At 50.7% G+C, this 14382-nt stretch carries 19 protein-coding genes; 3 read left to right on the forward strand and 16 right to left on the reverse strand.

The window, feature by feature from the left end:
• Positions 1 to 3: 3 nt before the first annotated feature.
• From AC3ISQ_RS14120 to AC3ISQ_RS14140, 5 genes are all read right to left on the reverse strand, one after another.
• Positions 4 to 207 carry a tail protein X gene (locus tag AC3ISQ_RS14120; RefSeq protein WP_489347445.1) on the reverse strand — a complete coding sequence of 68 codons (204 nt, stop codon included), beginning with the start codon at positions 205 to 207 and terminating at the stop codon, positions 4 to 6.
• On the reverse strand, positions 207 to 671 hold the full coding sequence (locus tag AC3ISQ_RS14125) for a head completion/stabilization protein (protein ID WP_489347447.1): 465 nt from the start codon (positions 669 to 671) through the stop codon (positions 207 to 209). Before AC3ISQ_RS14125 ends, AC3ISQ_RS14120 begins: the two co-directional genes overlap by 1 nt.
• Positions 672 to 766: 95 nt before the next feature.
• Positions 767 to 1426 (reverse strand): phage terminase small subunit, encoded by a 660-nt coding sequence (locus AC3ISQ_RS14130; protein WP_489347449.1) that lies wholly within the window; start codon positions 1424 to 1426, stop codon positions 767 to 769.
• A 2-nt stretch (positions 1427 to 1428) separates the two neighbouring features.
• Complete coding sequence (locus tag AC3ISQ_RS14135; protein WP_489347451.1) at positions 1429 to 2565, reverse strand: phage major capsid protein, P2 family; 1137 nt, start codon at positions 2563 to 2565, stop codon at positions 1429 to 1431.
• A gap of 15 nt (positions 2566 to 2580) precedes the next feature.
• Positions 2581 to 3408, reverse strand: a complete 828-nt coding sequence (locus AC3ISQ_RS14140; protein ID WP_489347453.1) for a GPO family capsid scaffolding protein — start codon at positions 3406 to 3408, stop codon at positions 2581 to 2583.
• 142 nt (positions 3409 to 3550) lie between these two features.
• On the opposite strand from AC3ISQ_RS14140, the gene AC3ISQ_RS14145 reads away from it, so the two are divergent.
• The 3 genes from AC3ISQ_RS14145 to AC3ISQ_RS14155 are packed head-to-tail and all read left to right on the forward strand — an operon-like array spanning position 3551 to position 6768.
• The gene (locus AC3ISQ_RS14145; RefSeq protein WP_489347455.1) at positions 3551 to 5317 is read left to right on the forward strand and encodes a terminase ATPase subunit family protein; all 1767 of its coding nucleotides are present in this window, start codon (positions 3551 to 3553) and stop codon (positions 5315 to 5317) included.
• Positions 5318 to 5320: 3 nt separating this feature from the next.
• Positions 5321 to 6382, forward strand: a complete 1062-nt coding sequence (locus AC3ISQ_RS14150) for a phage portal protein (protein WP_489347457.1) — start codon at positions 5321 to 5323, stop codon at positions 6380 to 6382.
• Between the two features lie 14 nt (positions 6383 to 6396).
• Positions 6397 to 6768: a hypothetical protein gene (locus AC3ISQ_RS14155; protein WP_489347459.1), complete on the forward strand. Its 372-nt coding sequence runs from the start codon at positions 6397 to 6399 to the stop codon at positions 6766 to 6768.
• 662 nt (positions 6769 to 7430) lie between these two features.
• On the opposite strand, the gene AC3ISQ_RS14160 is transcribed toward AC3ISQ_RS14155, so the two are convergent.
• The 11 genes from AC3ISQ_RS14160 to AC3ISQ_RS14210 form a co-directional block, all read right to left on the reverse strand.
• Positions 7431 to 8426: a hypothetical protein gene (locus tag AC3ISQ_RS14160; protein ID WP_489347460.1), complete on the reverse strand. Its 996-nt coding sequence runs from the start codon at positions 8424 to 8426 to the stop codon at positions 7431 to 7433.
• Positions 8427 to 8539: 113 nt separating this feature from the next.
• Positions 8540 to 8704, reverse strand: a complete 165-nt coding sequence (locus tag AC3ISQ_RS14165) for a hypothetical protein (protein ID WP_489347462.1) — start codon at positions 8702 to 8704, stop codon at positions 8540 to 8542.
• A gap of 152 nt (positions 8705 to 8856) precedes the next feature.
• Positions 8857 to 11259 carry a replication endonuclease gene (locus AC3ISQ_RS14170; protein WP_489347464.1) on the reverse strand — a complete coding sequence of 801 codons (2403 nt, stop codon included), beginning with the start codon at positions 11257 to 11259 and terminating at the stop codon, positions 8857 to 8859.
• Positions 11256 to 12137 (reverse strand): DNA adenine methylase, encoded by an 882-nt coding sequence (locus AC3ISQ_RS14175; protein ID WP_489347465.1) that lies wholly within the window; start codon positions 12135 to 12137, stop codon positions 11256 to 11258. The genes AC3ISQ_RS14170 and AC3ISQ_RS14175 overlap by 4 nt, the downstream gene beginning before the upstream one ends.
• Positions 12134 to 12430, reverse strand: coding sequence for a DUF3850 domain-containing protein (locus tag AC3ISQ_RS14180; protein ID WP_489347467.1), 297 nt, complete (start codon positions 12428 to 12430; stop codon positions 12134 to 12136). The genes AC3ISQ_RS14175 and AC3ISQ_RS14180 overlap by 4 nt, the downstream gene beginning before the upstream one ends.
• The gene (locus AC3ISQ_RS14185) at positions 12427 to 12654 is read right to left on the reverse strand and encodes a TraR/DksA family transcriptional regulator (protein WP_489347469.1); all 228 of its coding nucleotides are present in this window, start codon (positions 12652 to 12654) and stop codon (positions 12427 to 12429) included. The genes AC3ISQ_RS14180 and AC3ISQ_RS14185 overlap by 4 nt, the downstream gene beginning before the upstream one ends.
• On the reverse strand, positions 12654 to 12878 hold the full coding sequence (locus AC3ISQ_RS14190) for a DUF2732 family protein (protein WP_489347471.1): 225 nt from the start codon (positions 12876 to 12878) through the stop codon (positions 12654 to 12656). The genes AC3ISQ_RS14185 and AC3ISQ_RS14190 overlap by 1 nt, the downstream gene beginning before the upstream one ends.
• Before the next feature lie 66 nt (positions 12879 to 12944).
• Complete coding sequence (locus tag AC3ISQ_RS14195; protein ID WP_489347473.1) at positions 12945 to 13286, reverse strand: DUF5347 family protein; 342 nt, start codon at positions 13284 to 13286, stop codon at positions 12945 to 12947.
• Positions 13250 to 13447, reverse strand: coding sequence for a phage filamentation protein Fil family protein (locus AC3ISQ_RS14200; protein ID WP_489347475.1), 198 nt, complete (start codon positions 13445 to 13447; stop codon positions 13250 to 13252). Before AC3ISQ_RS14200 ends, AC3ISQ_RS14195 begins: the two co-directional genes overlap by 37 nt.
• 7 nt (positions 13448 to 13454) lie before the next feature.
• On the reverse strand, positions 13455 to 13970 hold the full coding sequence (locus AC3ISQ_RS14205; protein WP_489347477.1) for a phage regulatory CII family protein: 516 nt from the start codon (positions 13968 to 13970) through the stop codon (positions 13455 to 13457).
• Between the two features lie 46 nt (positions 13971 to 14016).
• Complete coding sequence (locus tag AC3ISQ_RS14210) at positions 14017 to 14238, reverse strand: regulator (protein ID WP_166492980.1); 222 nt, start codon at positions 14236 to 14238, stop codon at positions 14017 to 14019.
• Positions 14239 to 14382 lie beyond the last annotated feature (144 nt).

The following is a 14382-nucleotide window of genomic DNA, read 5'->3' on the forward strand; positions in this document are numbered from 1 at the left end:
CGTTCAGTCCCATAGTTGCACGGTCTGTGTCGTCGGCACGGACACCACATCCGGCAGTTCGATCTCCATCCCGTGGGGTAAATAAGGGCCGACTTCTGCCAGCCCCGGATTAGCGGCCAGCACGATTTCGGTCATGCCCTGCGTGCGCCCGTAATAGCGCCAGCACAAAGCATCTACAGTGTCGTATTGCATGGCGCGCACCTGCATCAGATAAGCTCCACCGTGATATGCGCCAACCCTTGCAGGCGCTGAATGGCCCACTGGGCATCACGCCACAACTCATCAACGGTAGATCCCATGTCTTCCGCACGCTTACCGCCGGATTTGGTAGTATCGATGTCGGGATAACGCTCGGTCAGATTGGCCTTGGTGCGACAGTAAACCGCGCGGCGATACCAGTAGGTCAGCTCACTAAATCCGCCGATGGTTGCCGCCGGGACATCCACCAGATTGTCGAAGCCCTGTCGCTGCTGCTGCGTTTTGTAGAACGCCAGTTCAGCGTTAGTTTCGCTGATGGCAGATAGCGCCGCCTCTTTTAGCCGTTCTGGCGCCACGGTGCCATCGGTGCGCATCGCCATGCAGTAATGGTCCAGATCAACATCCGGCCAGAACGGGGTATTGACGATAATCCCCGCCTTGCCGTCGGCCTGCTCTGGCGCAACAAAATCCATGCTCTTTTCCTCTGAATGGGTAGGCGGTGGACGGGATTTTGATGAGGCTACTGCCTGTCGCCATCCCGTGCCGCCTCGCGCGTGGGCACGTTCGGTTATCCGTTGTTGGCTTGGCGGGCTGCCCGCTCCAGTTGCTCCATATCCTTTTTCACGCCGCAGTTTTTATCGAACTGAAACGCCTGACTGATATGGTGATAGGCCAACACCGGTTGATTGCTGTCTCGCAGGCCATAGGCCAGAATTTTGTGCAGTTTGGCTCGTACCTGATCGGGCATGTCGTGGGGATCGGTCAAAGTCAACGTGCGCTGGATGAGTTCGACCTCTACCGGCTGCTTGGCGGCATAGGCTTGCAGCGTGGCGTCGGCAATCTCTTCGGCCACAGCACACGCCGTCTGGCGGTTGTAGCGGTTGGGCATCACCAGATTGTGCTGCAAGGCATACTCGGCAATGTCCAACGCGCCGCCAAAGTCCCCGGCATCTACCCGCCAGATCATGACGTTCATCAGCACATCGTCCTGCGCCCCTTTCCCTGCCGATAACGCCCCGGCCACCCACGGCTGGTAATACGGCAATAGCTCACGTTTGAGTTCTGCTTTACGTACCGTGGACTGCACCCGTTTGAGACGGCGCTGGTCTTCTTCCAGTTTGAGTAACATCTGGTTGTAACCGGACAGGTTGCGCAGCGTGGAGCCGCCCAATTGGGCGGACTCCTCAGCCTGAATGCGCATCATGTGACGTCGTGCAGGACTCGACATGATTAAGCACCTGCCCCAACACCAGCATCACCGGCGGGCTTTTGGCTACTCAGTGTCTCGGTCAACGACTGGATGGCCTTTACCACCGGATCCTCTGCCTTCGGCACTTCAATCACACCCACTTCGATGTTCTCAATCAGTGCCACGCAGCGGTAATCCTCCACCACATAGGCTTCGTTGACGGATTCAAGGTTTTCGATGCGGTCACGTTTTGGATTGTCGATCACCGAGCGACGGCGAGTGCCTTCCTGCCAGTAGATGGACAAGTTATCCAAACGGGTGATCATCAACGCATTCGGTGGGAAGTAAGGCGCACGCACCGCCTGCAAGCCGCCCATACGTTTCTGGCTGATGATCATGTCAGCGGCCATCTTTTCGCTGTTGTCCTGCTCTTTGTTGACCAGTGGGAAGTATTTGTCTGCCAGCAGAGCACGGCCACAAATCACCACCAGATCGTCGTCATCCTGATAAACCGGGTCGATCAACTCGTCCACAGCGTTCATCACCAACGCGTCGAGGTTGTCATAGTCGCCGCCCTTGCCCACCTTGATGACTTTCTTCACCGTGCCATCTTCGCCGGTGATGCCATCCATCACATGCGCCTTGGCATCAGTGCGGACTTTTTGCAACCAGCCCACGTTCACGTCCTGTAACAGTGCGTTTTTGGCGCGGTCAGAGGTTTTCTCACGCTTCTCACCGTTAAAACCGATCATGATGCGGTCCAGTGCCTGACGCTTGATGATGGCGTTACGGATACGCAACTGAAAATCTTGGAATTTGGCCCACATATCCAACTTGGCGTAGGTCAGTGCGGTATCGAAGTTGGTCTGTTCACACTTGTATTCCACATCGCTGAACGCCGTCGGATCGGTCGGTTCGCGGTCTTTTTCCGTGGTGTTGGTGGTCCCGGCGATGGTGGTGCCAACGCCCAGCCCCAGCAACTGGCCGGACTGTTCCGGCACCGGCACCACGTTGACCAGCGTCAGGAATGCGGCGGATTGCTGAATTTCATCCTCCAACGTCTGGTTGACCGTCGGTTCTACGGTGAACTTGGCGGACAACTCATCCACGGCCACATCGTTAAGTTCTGCCAATCGGGTCAGAAAGGCGTTAAAGGCAAAGCGGGTATTCTTTTTCATGCAAGCAATGCTCCGTTAGCAATTGGTTTGTTCAGACGGGGCATGACTGCCACCGGTGGAGAACGGGCGGGTTTTGGTGTTGCGGTCTTCACCGCTCAGGCGCGTGGTCAAGTCGGTCAGTTGCTTGCCGTATTCCGCCAGCTTGCCTTCCAACGCCTCCACTTTCGCGACCTTACCCGACAGCGTGCTGACCTGCTCCGCCGTGTTCTGCGACTCTTGGGCGCACAGCTCTACCGCCTGATGCACATCGTGAAAACGTGCGTCGTCCGTGGTCTGCTTTTTGGCAAACAGCTCTTTCACGCGGGTGAATAGAGTGGGTTTGGGGTCTTCACTTTGTTCGAACTCGATCACCGTTTCTTCGGCGACGGTAAACAGGTTGTGCGGATTAGCTTTGCGCTGCGCCAGTGTACTTTCCCCGCTGGCGCTAAAGCTCAGACGCTGGGTGCCCAGACTGGCGGGATCGTCAGTGACGGCAAGACCAACCAGATAGGCAAAGCCCAGATCAGAAAACTGCGGATCGACCTCCATAGAGGTGTAAACCTTCTGGCTTTTCTTGTTGAGGGCGACCAGCTCCGGCGTCGGTTCAATTTCGGCATACAGCGCCATGCGTCCCGCCAGTGCGCCGTCTTTGATTTCTTCGGCAAACAGTCCGATTACGTCGCCATAGCGACCGAATGAACCATCTGGGGAATAGGATTTGATGTGCTCGACGTTAACCCGTGCGCCATACACGTCGGGATCGTAATTGTCGGCCATTTGGGTCAGCCATTCGCGTTGGATTTTGCGACCGTCAGTCGTCGCCCCTTCCACACCGACGCGAAAACGCTTTGATTTCGTTGCCATCTGTCAGGCTCCATTCAGGTGAACGTTGTGAGCCACTATGGTTGCGGGGATGGGGGGACAGAGACAACGCGGGGGCATTGTGGGGCGATTGGCACAATCGGCGGCAGCGGTGAGAGTGGGCGCAGGTCGGTAATCTGGCCGCATGACTACGACACCGGCCACACCCGACCTCGATCCCCGCCGTCAGGCTATGTTCCTGTACTTTCAGGGGTTACGCATCGCCCGCATTGCTGAAATGCTGGGAGAGAAGCCTGCAACCGTACACAGTTGGAAAAAACGTGACAAGTGGGCCGACATCGGGCCACTGGATCAGATGCAACTGACCACCGCTTCACGCTATTGCCAGCTCATCATGAAGGAGCAAAAGGAAGGGAAAGACTTCAAGGAAATTGACCTGCTGGCGCGACAGGCCGAGCGGCACGCACGCATTGGCAAGTTCAACAACGGCGGTAATGAAGCCGATCTGAACCCCAAGATCCGCAGCCGCAACAATGGTGAACGCAAACAGCCTGAAAAGAACGTGTTCAGTGATGAACAACTGGAAAAACTCCAGCAGATTTTCCACGATAACCTATTCGATTATCAAAAGGTTTGGTTTAACGCAGGCACCCAGCACCGCATCCGCAACCTGCTGAAATCACGTCAGATCGGCGCGACCTACTATTTTGCCCGTGAAGCACTGATGGATGCACTGACCACCGGACGAAATCAAATTTTCCTGTCGGCCAGTAAGGCGCAGGCGCACGTCTTCAAGCAGTACATCATTGAGTTTGCCCGCGAAGTGGATGTGGAGCTGAAAGGCGATCCGATGACGTTGGGTAACGGGGCTTGCCTGTACTTCCTTGGCACCAACGCCCGCACCGCACAGAGTTACCACGGCAATCTGTATCTGGATGAATATTTCTGGATACCGAAATTCCAAGAGCTGCGCAAGGTAGCGTCCGGGATGGCACTGCACAAGAAGTGGCGGCAGACCTATTTTTCCACTCCATCCAGCCTCACCCACAGCGCTTACCCGTTCTGGTCCGGTGCGCTCTATAACCGTGGACGTGCCAAAACCGACAGGGTGGATATTGACCTGACACACAGCCATCTGGCGCGTGGCGTGCTTTGCCCGGACGGCCAATATCGCCAGATCGTCACCGTGGAAGATGCGGTTAACGGCGGCTGTAACCTGTTCGACCTCGACCAGTTGCGACTGGAATACAGCCCGCCGGAATACCAGAACCTGTTGATGTGTGACTTTATCGACGATCTGGCGTCAGTGTTCCCGCTTTCTGACCTGCAAGCCTGCATGGTGGACAGTTGGGAAGTGTGGGACGACGTGCAGCCGCTGGCGATCCGCCCATTTGGCTATTACCCGGTGTGGATTGGCTATGACCCGGCCAAAGGCACCGCCAACGGTGACAGCGCCGGTTGTGTCGTCGTCGCTCCGCCGCCAGTTCCCGGTGGCAAATTCCGCATTCTTGAGCGCTTCCAATGGCGCGGTATGGATTTTCGCGCGCAGGCCGAATCCATCCGCCAACTGACAGAAACCTACAACGTGACTTACATCGGTATCGACTCCACCGGCATCGGTCACGGGGTGTATGAAAACGTGAAGGCGTTCTTCCCTGCCGTGCGGGAGTTTGTCTACAACCCGAACGTGAAAAATGAACTGGTTCTGAAAGCCTACGACGTGATCAGCCACCGCCGTCTGGAGTTCGACGCCGGATGTACCGACATCGCCCAGTCGTTTATGGCGATCCGCAAGTCTGTGACCGCCAGCGGCAACCGCCCAACCTATGAAGCCAGCCGCAGCGAAGAAGCCAGCCACGCCGATCTGGCGTGGGCCACTATGCACGCCTTGCACCATGAACCGCTCGAAGGCATCACCGCCACCAACACCAATATTGTGGAGATTTTCTAATTCATGCGTAAAAAGAACAAAACCAAAACCCAGCCGGTGATCACCGCCCAACACCAAGGCCCCGCTGCCGAGGCGTTTACCTTTGGTGAGCCGGTGCCGGTACTGGACCGCCGCGAACTGCTGGACTATCTGGAATGCTCCCGCGTCGATCGCTGGTATGAACCGCCGATCAGTCTGGACGGACTGGCGCGCACGTTCCGCGCCGCCACACACCACAGCTCAGCGATTTACGTGAAGCGCAATATTCTGACCAGCACGTTTATCCCTCACCCGCTGTTAAGTCAGCAGGCGTTCAGCCGCTTTGCGCTGGATTATCTGGTGTTCGGCAATGCCTATCTGGAAAAACGAACTAACAGGCTCGGCGGCACACTGGCGTTAGAACCAACGCTGGCGAAATTTACCCGGCGCGGTATCGATTTAGATACCTATTGGTTCGCGCAGTACGGCTACAACACCGAACCTTACCAGTTCGAAACCGGTTCGGTGTTCCACCTGTTTGAGCCAGATTTAAACCAAGAGTTGTACGGCCTGCCGGAATATCTGGCGGCGATCCCGTCGGCATTGCTCAACGAGTCCGCGACGCTGTTCCGCCGCAAGTATTACCTAAATGGCAGTCATGCGGGTTTTATCATGTACATGAGCGATCCAGCGCAGAACCAGTCCGACGTGGACAACATCCGCACCGCACTTAAACAATCCAAAGGCCCCGGCAATTTCCGTAACCTGTTTATGTACTCCCCGGCGGGTAAGAAAGACGGCATTCAGATCATCCCGCTGTCAGAGGTTGCGGCAAAGGATGAGTTTCTAAATATCAAAAACGTCAGCCGCGACGACATGCTGGCCGCTCACCGCGTTCCGCCGCAGATGATGGGGATTATCCCTAACAACACCGGCGGGTTCGGGGATGTCGGCAAGGCGAGTAAGGTGTTTGTGCGCAATGAGTTGATGCCGCTGCAACGTCAGATGTTGGAGCTGAATGCGTGGGTGGGTGAAGAGGTGATCCGATTTGAGGATTATAAGCTGGATGTTGAGGATGGGAATTTGTCGGTGTCGATTTCTAGCTGATTATGGAGGTTGTTATGGGATGGATAGGCGTTGACTTAGACGGTACGCTGGCTCAATACAAATCAGGACAAGGCTCGGCCATTGGCAAACCTGTAGCACCGATGGTGAAACGCGTAAAAACGTGGTGCAAAGATAAAAAAGAAGTGCGGATTTTTACTGCACGTGCAGAAACATTAAAGGGCAAGCGAGAGGTAGAGCGCTGGCTGAAAGATAACGGCTTGCCCGCTCTGGTCGTCACTAATATCAAAGACAGTAAAATGACAGAATTATGGGATGACAAAGCGATCAGAGTAACCAAAAATTCAGGTCAGCCCTGCAAAGGATGCGCGAACGCTAGCGCATTTCATCAGCATAGTGATTCGTTAACTTTCTTTACCAACTGCTAATAGCGACAGTACCGTATACATCATAAAACACATGAAGCCGCTGAATGCGGCTTCTTTAATATCGAAAAACTTTAGGCACCACAGTGTTTATCATTAGGTGAACACTTTAATCGCCGACAATTTCGGCAATACGATTGCGGGATCAACCGCTCACCATCCACGGTACGAAAGCCGAAAACCTCTTCAATTTTATTCAAATCACCGCTTGCAATAGTTCCACAGCAAGGACAAACCGCCTCAACCTGATACGCCATGTAAATCTCCATTAACCACTGTTTCCATAATGGTATCTGATCATTCAAAAACAAAATGGGATGTAGATCTTAAAACTGGACTAACCATCAATCGTCTGATTGACAACTTTTAGAATCCCATCTAAACGCCACAGAGCCTCACCACGCACACCTGTTACTTATTGGTGCTCCTGCATTAATGATATTGCGATAGCACGCCAGCAAGCTGGAAATTTGCGGAGAAAAACGCTATTACACCCCTGAGCGCGCGATCATAGCCCCGCCTCGCCTGCCCGCTTGATCTATGGTTTTTCATGCAGGTGCATGGACATCGTAAGCCAACACCAGTCACGAGTTTCTAGCCAACCTAGCTCCTTTCGATGTCATGCAGATCCATGCACAAATTCAAAATCTTGATGATGGATGCACTTACAAAATCAATGGATTAATGACCCAAGGTTTATTGTGTTTCTCACGGTAACAATCATAAACGAACAAATCAGTTCTTGTGCCACTAGGAAGGTTAATTTCAGGTATATAATATGTCGCTGGATCGCTATTTTCTAAACGTATGGTAAAATGCTGATTTACTAATGATGATAGTGAGTTATTTGCTTTAGAAAGGCTAAATGGTCCATATTTAGCACAGAAGACAACGATATTTGCAGCTATGGCATCTAAAACATGCTCAAGAGTCGACTCTCCGAAATGATTATTTCTGTCATGCTTTGTTTTATTGTATGCGTCATACCAAATTAATGATTTTGTAGGCTGACTAATTGACCACGAATGAAATGGTTTAAACTCTCGAAGCCCACTGTAATTAATATATGAAATTACGAATTCATTCAGACATGCTTTAGGCAAAAGCTTAATATAATCTTGCGTGGTGTACATTCTACTATTCTGAGGCGCTATATTTGCTTTTTTAAATAATGACACCCATTGATTTTCAATTTCTGTGCACGCGAGAATTAAAAGCTCTCTGGTTTTATGTCCATAGGCTTTAAGCCCATTAGAATCAGGCTCTATATAGAGTAATAATTCGTCTAGTTTTTCTATAAGTACACGTAGAGCTTGCTCCGCAGAACGTTGTTCAAAAGGATCAATATTTATTGCATCAATGATATCTTGGTGGTCATACAAAGATGGTCTCCAGATACCCTCTATCGAATGCCCTATTTGGTTTGCAAGAGATTGTATGTTTTGAGCGCCAAAAACACGCGTGACCCAATCGGGCAAACTACCACTTTTTGCTTCAATTGCAGTCAAACCAACAGAAATTACATTCAAACCATGTTTTCTCCCATAAAAATGAACAAAATGTGTTGCCGTTTCATACGCATAACCTAATTTTTGCTCACCATGGAGGGGCACCCAGTTGGGAAGATTAGTTTGAGTATTTGTATAAAAGATCCCATTCATAAACATGTCCTCGCATATAAATATAATTTTTATTGAATACTGTATTTTATGATACCACTTCAATTACATAACACATTCAGATCACTGGTACTGCTTAAGCAGGAATTCTGCTCTTATTCATCATGCTCATCCAGTTTCACCATCAACTGTGTTGTCATTTCAGCGATCCAGACTATCGCCAGTTCTTTGTCATCCCCATTGCACTGATTAGCCGACACCATTCGGGCAATCAGGTCGATACGTTGCAAGGCCAATGACTCCATAAGAAGATCAGACACTCTTCCCCCTTTTGAATTAACTGTATTTATATACAGTATATTAATAGATGCTAAACGAAAAGCAATTTTTCCGAAAAACATGATATTGATTAATGAGTAAGCTCAAATTGCTCACCCATTTACCACACAACAATCCGTCATAACCGAATGTGTTAAATATCAGCTACATTCGGATCGCATGGTTTCTTTTCATCTTCGCAATACTTCGCCAATAATCTGGCCTGTTGCGCCATTCTCATGGCTGGATGATACCGTTCAATAAACTTCGCCAACCTCAATACAGTTTGTTTATCCTTAGTTTTATGCTGGAACACTTCCCCATTGGCAGAACCACGGAACGCTGCATTCCCTATTTGCACGGTGTAACCCGTTGTCATGCGCCACGCTTCCGCTTGTGTGAGTTCCACGCCCTGTAGGGCCATTTCCTCGGTGATTTTATCCATAGCATCGCCAGCAGCGGTCAACGCCGCCGCCCTGCTATCATTCCTACGCTGAATAGTTGCAGCGGATTTACGGTGCGCTTCCTCCAACGCAGGATCACCAGTAAAGCCTGCACGCTGATTTTTCGACTCTGTTTGCCCTTCCTCCTTCACCCTACGCAACATTTGTCGCCGTTCTTTCGGTGTCAGCCGGTCAAAATCAATCGTTATCGGTTCTGTCTTGTCCGGTGCAAGGTCTGGCGATCCCGATCTCACCGTACAGTTATTGACAGAACTCCGAGAGGGCGCAGGAGCGCCCAACAGGTCAACGGCCAAATCAAGGGCACGCTTCGGTACAATCTTCCATTGCACCGTACGAGTGATAATCGGGGTATCTGAACCAACAGAAGGAGAAAAAACGCCTTTGATGCGTGTTGTTTCTTCACCGTAGGCGTTCAGGTCTTCGGCTGGCTCGTAATAGGTACGAACCACTAGATCGTCACGACGAACAAACGGACCGCCCTGTGCGTTCACATATCCCGCCCAGTCGCCACCGTCTGCCGCATCATGTACCGCTGCAAACTCAACGCTTAAGCCCATCGCCGTTTCAGAATCAGCCATGCGACGCAACTCACGATAGACCGACACCGGCGCACCACCAATAAATTGGAACTGACGGATGCGCCAGCGTGCCGCCCATGCGGACACTGCCGGGGCCATTTCTTTCAGCGGCTGCTGAGTGTCGTCGTCCAGCTCATCATCCAACGCGTAACCATCGATATTTTTGCTGATGTACTTCGCCACGTAGCCGGTAGCGCTGCCTTTGTCGGGGTCGATAGCTTCGGCATGAAAGCGAGCTTTTCGGGCCTTACCGCTGTTCAGTTCGCTACCGTCTTCTTTGAACGCGTAATCACGTAGGATCTCACGCACACGGTCCACGTTCTCAGGCTCCATAAACATCAGCATATGCCAGTGTGGTGTTCCGTCATGGTGAGGTTCTGCGACGCGAATCCCAAAGATGCGCAAATCTTCACGGTGCAACTTGGCGCGAACTCGCTCCCATACGCTACGCAAATAACGCTGCGTATCCGCTGGGCTTGAGCCATTCCATTTGCCGTTGCTGTAACCGGATTTAGTTGTGGCGTGATACTTAGACGGTGCTGTCAGGGTGTAGAACTCCCCGATGTAACCCAGTTGATTACAGATATTTTCAAAGCCACGGATACGCGTCATCAGTTCACAGCGACGGATCGCCGGGTTTGCCACACTGCCGTCGTATTTATCGATCAAGCTGATGCGGTTGCCTGCTTCGTCTTCCAGCTCCATCCCCTTCAAAAACTCACGGGTGCGGCGCTTCTGCTCCCGCCATTCACCAATAGTGATGCGGCTGGCGTAGGGGGTGCCCTTCTTGCTGACATTACGCAGCGCAATTTGCAGATGTTCGCGCCATTCGTTCGCAATACGACGCAGACGCCCCAACCACCATACCGGCGACGTCATTTTGTAGATCGCCGTACTGGCTTCCGATTCGATAAACACCTTGTTATTGATGCGATCCCACAGCGGCGGCGTTTGCCTCAATTGCAGCGCGATAGTTCCCGCTCGCTGATATAGCGCCCAGCCAACACGCAGATCACTAGCATCCGGTAATTGGTCACTGATAAAACCCAGCTCCAGACGTATAAACGTGGCAACGTCTTCCGCCAGCAATTCGACGTCTTCGCGAGACATATCAGGGAGCTTGTTGTAACGACCAAATAGAGAAGCATTACCCTCTGTCATTACTGGCAGACGGTAACGCTGGGTGACTAATTCAAGGCGTGGCAATGTGCGCTTAAAAAATGAATTGATTAAGTACGCATTGGCTCGCTGAATTCCATGCAAATTTTCCAAAGTATCCATACGCCGGGCAATATCGCGGCGTACAAGCGCAGACTGTTTCGCCAACTTATTACGCGCATGTAGCAACGCCGCGATCATGCGATCACGGCGGTTAGCTTCTTCAATAGCGAGTTCGTAAGTTTCGGCCTGACTCAGCGGCTTGTCCTTCAGCCGCTGATAAAATGCATAATACGGTGATTCGATGGCTGGACGCGGTGCGTTCCATGGATATGCCCATTCGACGGCATCAGTCATCTGCACATACTCACGTCTGGCCCTTTCGCCAGATCCCACCCCATCCATAAGGCGGCTGGCACTTGCCCAGCTTTTTTAATGATCAGCTCATCAGCAGACTTTCGGCTATCCCCTTTACCACCACAGCTACGACGTACAGCCATCGGGTATTGTTCAAAGTCACAATAGAGATCGATCACCAGCTGATTATCATTGTTGGACGCAACAACATCGACACCGTGATGAGATGCAGCACGTAACAGCGTTGAAAGGCTAAGGTGCTGGTCATAACCAAATTTGTCAGAGTGGTATGCTGTAAACTCCCCGCTGTTAACATCAGCCGGTAAATACGGTGGATCGCAATACACGACATCACCGCCTTCTACCATTTCCAGCGTTTCTTCAAAACTGGTGCAGATGAATGTGGCACGCTTCGCTTTTTCTGCGAATGCGCGGATCTCAGCCTCTGGGAAATAAGGTTTTTTTAATTTTCCGTATGGAGTATTAAATTCACCTTTCTTGTTATAACGGCACAGACCATTGAAGCAGTGGCGATTAAGATACAGGAATATCATCGACCGTCTGAGTGGATAAAGAGCGTCTGTATTGAAAGTATGGCGCTGCTCGTAATAACTATCAGCATCGTTATACAAAGAAAAATACCGTTTCGTTTCCGAAATAAAATACTCAGGTTTTTCTTTTATAACTTGATACATGTTGATCAAGTCAGGATTCACATCTGCAATAAGATATTGTTCATAATCAGTGTTCATCATTACCGAGCACGAACCTGCAAAAGGCTCCACTAAGCGCTTTCCTGTTGGAAGGTGCTGCTTTAGCGTCTCCATCATGCGGGTTTTGCTACCCGCCCAGCGTAAAATCGTTGATTGGGTACTCATTGCTCACCCCCAAAACTAGCGTCGAGGATTGAAGGAACATCACTTCCATTTATCGGCGAAATAGACAAAACCACCCAATTACCTCCACCGATGATGTAATCACTAATGGTCAATATATGAGTGATTTTCACGATCAATTTATTACCGCTATATTCATCATTCCACTCGCGTAAAAGTAGATAATCACCACATTTAAAATTACGGTCATTTCGTCTCAGTTCAGCTCTTTTTTTACACGCTGACACTGCCGCAAAATGCACACGGGCAATCTTTAATTTATGAATAGTTCTCACACCGAACCTCCGTTGTAATGTTTCTCTTTCAATTCTTTGATTTCCTGACAAGGCGCGCACCGCTCAACACCCGGCAAAAGCTGGCGACGGGCATTCGGGATAAGCTCCCCACAGTCATCACAGAAAAAGACATTTCGCCCGGTACGAACAACGCGGGCATTTTTAATCTGGCGTTCAAGGATTTCCTGCTGGCGCTCTTGCGCCATATCCATTTGGTCGGCCATTAGTGCAACTCCTGCGCTTGATGTTGGATTGCTTCGCTTTCCTGACGCAGCAGTTCAGCCACTTCAATGTGGTTTAACTGGTTGCCCTGAATGTGATTAGCCAGATTCTGCAAACGAGTAGCCATCACTTCGGCACGGCTGCGGCGTTCTTCCATCCGCGCACCAGTCAGCAACGTGTCCAAGTTCGCGGCCACTTTCATTTTTCTCACTTCGATATTTTTCATTGTTGGATTCCTGTTTTTAGGCAAAGGGATACCCGGCGGGTTTACGCCAGTATTTTTCTTTGCGGGTTAATTAGGCATTGCGAGTCTTTTTGGAAATAAACTCACGACTGCCTTTAAATGACTCATTGCACCGATCAGTGCTTTTCTCTCGGCAATCGTCAGCTCACTAAATTCGACCTCGTGACGAGCCGCCGGAATATTGGCTAAATAAAATATCGCCGCTAATGCGCGTTTATTATCCAAATAACGTGAATCTACTTTGTCACGCATATCGAAAATAAACCGCTCCAAATCTTTACCGCTATCATCACCAAATAACTGACCGCGAATAATGGCGAGGTGGGTTAAACCATTAAGGCGCTCACCTGCGGTTATCCGCACATTGAACGCAGCTTCTGTGTTAGCCATGCGATCCCCCTTTTGCTGCTGGTCATTCCGGCAATCAACTGCTGCTGATTTCTTGATGGGTGCCAGTGTGTACCATTCCGCAATTCAACCCAGCCGTGACTGGCATGATATTGGCGAGATGGACTCTGCCGTTTGAGTAGTGGTGCAACTGAAATAATCATCACCACCTCAACTCATGCCAAACGTCGCACCGATACCGGTTAAGGCATCTACCGCAGACGATAAGGTGGGATTGGACTGCACACGCGCCTGCATCGTGATACCCGCTAGCGTTAAGCAACGAACGGCTGAATTTACGGTACGTTTGAAATCAGCCAACCGAGTCATATTCATATGGCCGCCAGCAACGGTATCAGCCGCTAACTTCCCGACTTCTGCCGTAGCATTGAGAACATAAACCGGAATATTTTCCCCGGCCATCTCATTCAGCGGCACCGATGGATGACATTGCATCTGTTCTAGCCAACCGTCCAAGATCGTCGGATCTTCGGTTTCATCGGTCAGACGCATAACATCAACGCAGGTCAGTTGATGCGGTTGGTCCGGGTTTAACTTGTTCCGCAGCATTTGCGGATTCATACCAACACGCTCGGCGATTGCCGATAGGTCACCTTTATGGCGTAAAGCAAAAGCGCGACAAGCCTCATCGAACTGTGCGTGTTTGGAATCTTTGAAATCAAACATAGTTGCTTCTCCGAACATATCGCAATATCGAACCACACGATGAAAACTATGCAATCCGAAGTTTACTTTCAGAGATCGCATCTAATGTGAGAATGGCAATATTGATCATGACCTTCTCACGCTTTTTATCTTTACGGAGACGGTGGCGAGGCAAGCGACCATCGGCCAACATGTCGTTGATCGTATCAACGGGAAGCCCTGTAAGTTCGCTATAGCGCTCAATTGTGACGTGCGGTGTGTTCAGAGTGATTGAAATGTTATTGCTCATGGTGCAACATTCCTCAGTTATATGGCTTGTGGCGAGCCGGTTTTATTAGTGTTTAATCGTGAAGGCTCCAAAAGAACACTTCGAGTTCAACTTTAAGATCGCTTTTGGAATCTGTCAATGATTTAAATTCGTTGAGGAGTACGT

Source organism: Serratia sp. KH_031 (genome assembly GCF_057839655.1).

Bases quoted from the DNA above. Each gene is read 5' to 3' on its own strand.
- AC3ISQ_RS14120 (WP_489347445.1), bottom strand. From the start codon at position 207: ATGCAGGTGCGCGCCATGCAATACGACACTGTAGATGCTTTGTGCTGG.
- AC3ISQ_RS14125 (WP_489347447.1), bottom strand. From the start codon at position 671: ATGGATTTTGTTGCGCCAGAGCAGGCCGACGGCAAGGCGGGGATTATC.
- AC3ISQ_RS14130 (WP_489347449.1), bottom strand. From the start codon at position 1,426: ATGTCGAGTCCTGCACGACGTCACATGATGCGCATTCAGGCTGAGGAG.
- AC3ISQ_RS14135 (WP_489347451.1), bottom strand. From the start codon at position 2,565: ATGAAAAAGAATACCCGCTTTGCCTTTAACGCCTTTCTGACCCGATTG.
- AC3ISQ_RS14140 (WP_489347453.1), bottom strand. From the start codon at position 3,408: ATGGCAACGAAATCAAAGCGTTTTCGCGTCGGTGTGGAAGGGGCGACG.
- AC3ISQ_RS14145 (WP_489347455.1), top strand. From the start codon at position 3,551: ATGACTACGACACCGGCCACACCCGACCTCGATCCCCGCCGTCAGGCT.
- AC3ISQ_RS14150 (WP_489347457.1), top strand. From the start codon at position 5,321: ATGCGTAAAAAGAACAAAACCAAAACCCAGCCGGTGATCACCGCCCAA.
- AC3ISQ_RS14155 (WP_489347459.1), top strand. From the start codon at position 6,397: ATGGGATGGATAGGCGTTGACTTAGACGGTACGCTGGCTCAATACAAA.
- AC3ISQ_RS14160 (WP_489347460.1), bottom strand. From the start codon at position 8,426: ATGAATGGGATCTTTTATACAAATACTCAAACTAATCTTCCCAACTGG.
- AC3ISQ_RS14170 (WP_489347464.1), bottom strand. From the start codon at position 11,259: ATGACTGATGCCGTCGAATGGGCATATCCATGGAACGCACCGCGTCCA.
- AC3ISQ_RS14175 (WP_489347465.1), bottom strand. From the start codon at position 12,137: ATGAGTACCCAATCAACGATTTTACGCTGGGCGGGTAGCAAAACCCGC.
- AC3ISQ_RS14185 (WP_489347469.1), bottom strand. From the start codon at position 12,654: ATGGCCGACCAAATGGATATGGCGCAAGAGCGCCAGCAGGAAATCCTT.
- AC3ISQ_RS14190 (WP_489347471.1), bottom strand. From the start codon at position 12,878: ATGAAAAATATCGAAGTGAGAAAAATGAAAGTGGCCGCGAACTTGGAC.
- AC3ISQ_RS14195 (WP_489347473.1), bottom strand. From the start codon at position 13,286: ATGGCTAACACAGAAGCTGCGTTCAATGTGCGGATAACCGCAGGTGAG.
- AC3ISQ_RS14200 (WP_489347475.1), bottom strand. From the start codon at position 13,447: ATGATTATTTCAGTTGCACCACTACTCAAACGGCAGAGTCCATCTCGC.
- AC3ISQ_RS14205 (WP_489347477.1), bottom strand. From the start codon at position 13,970: ATGTTTGATTTCAAAGATTCCAAACACGCACAGTTCGATGAGGCTTGT.
- AC3ISQ_RS14210 (WP_166492980.1), bottom strand. From the start codon at position 14,238: ATGAGCAATAACATTTCAATCACTCTGAACACACCGCACGTCACAATT.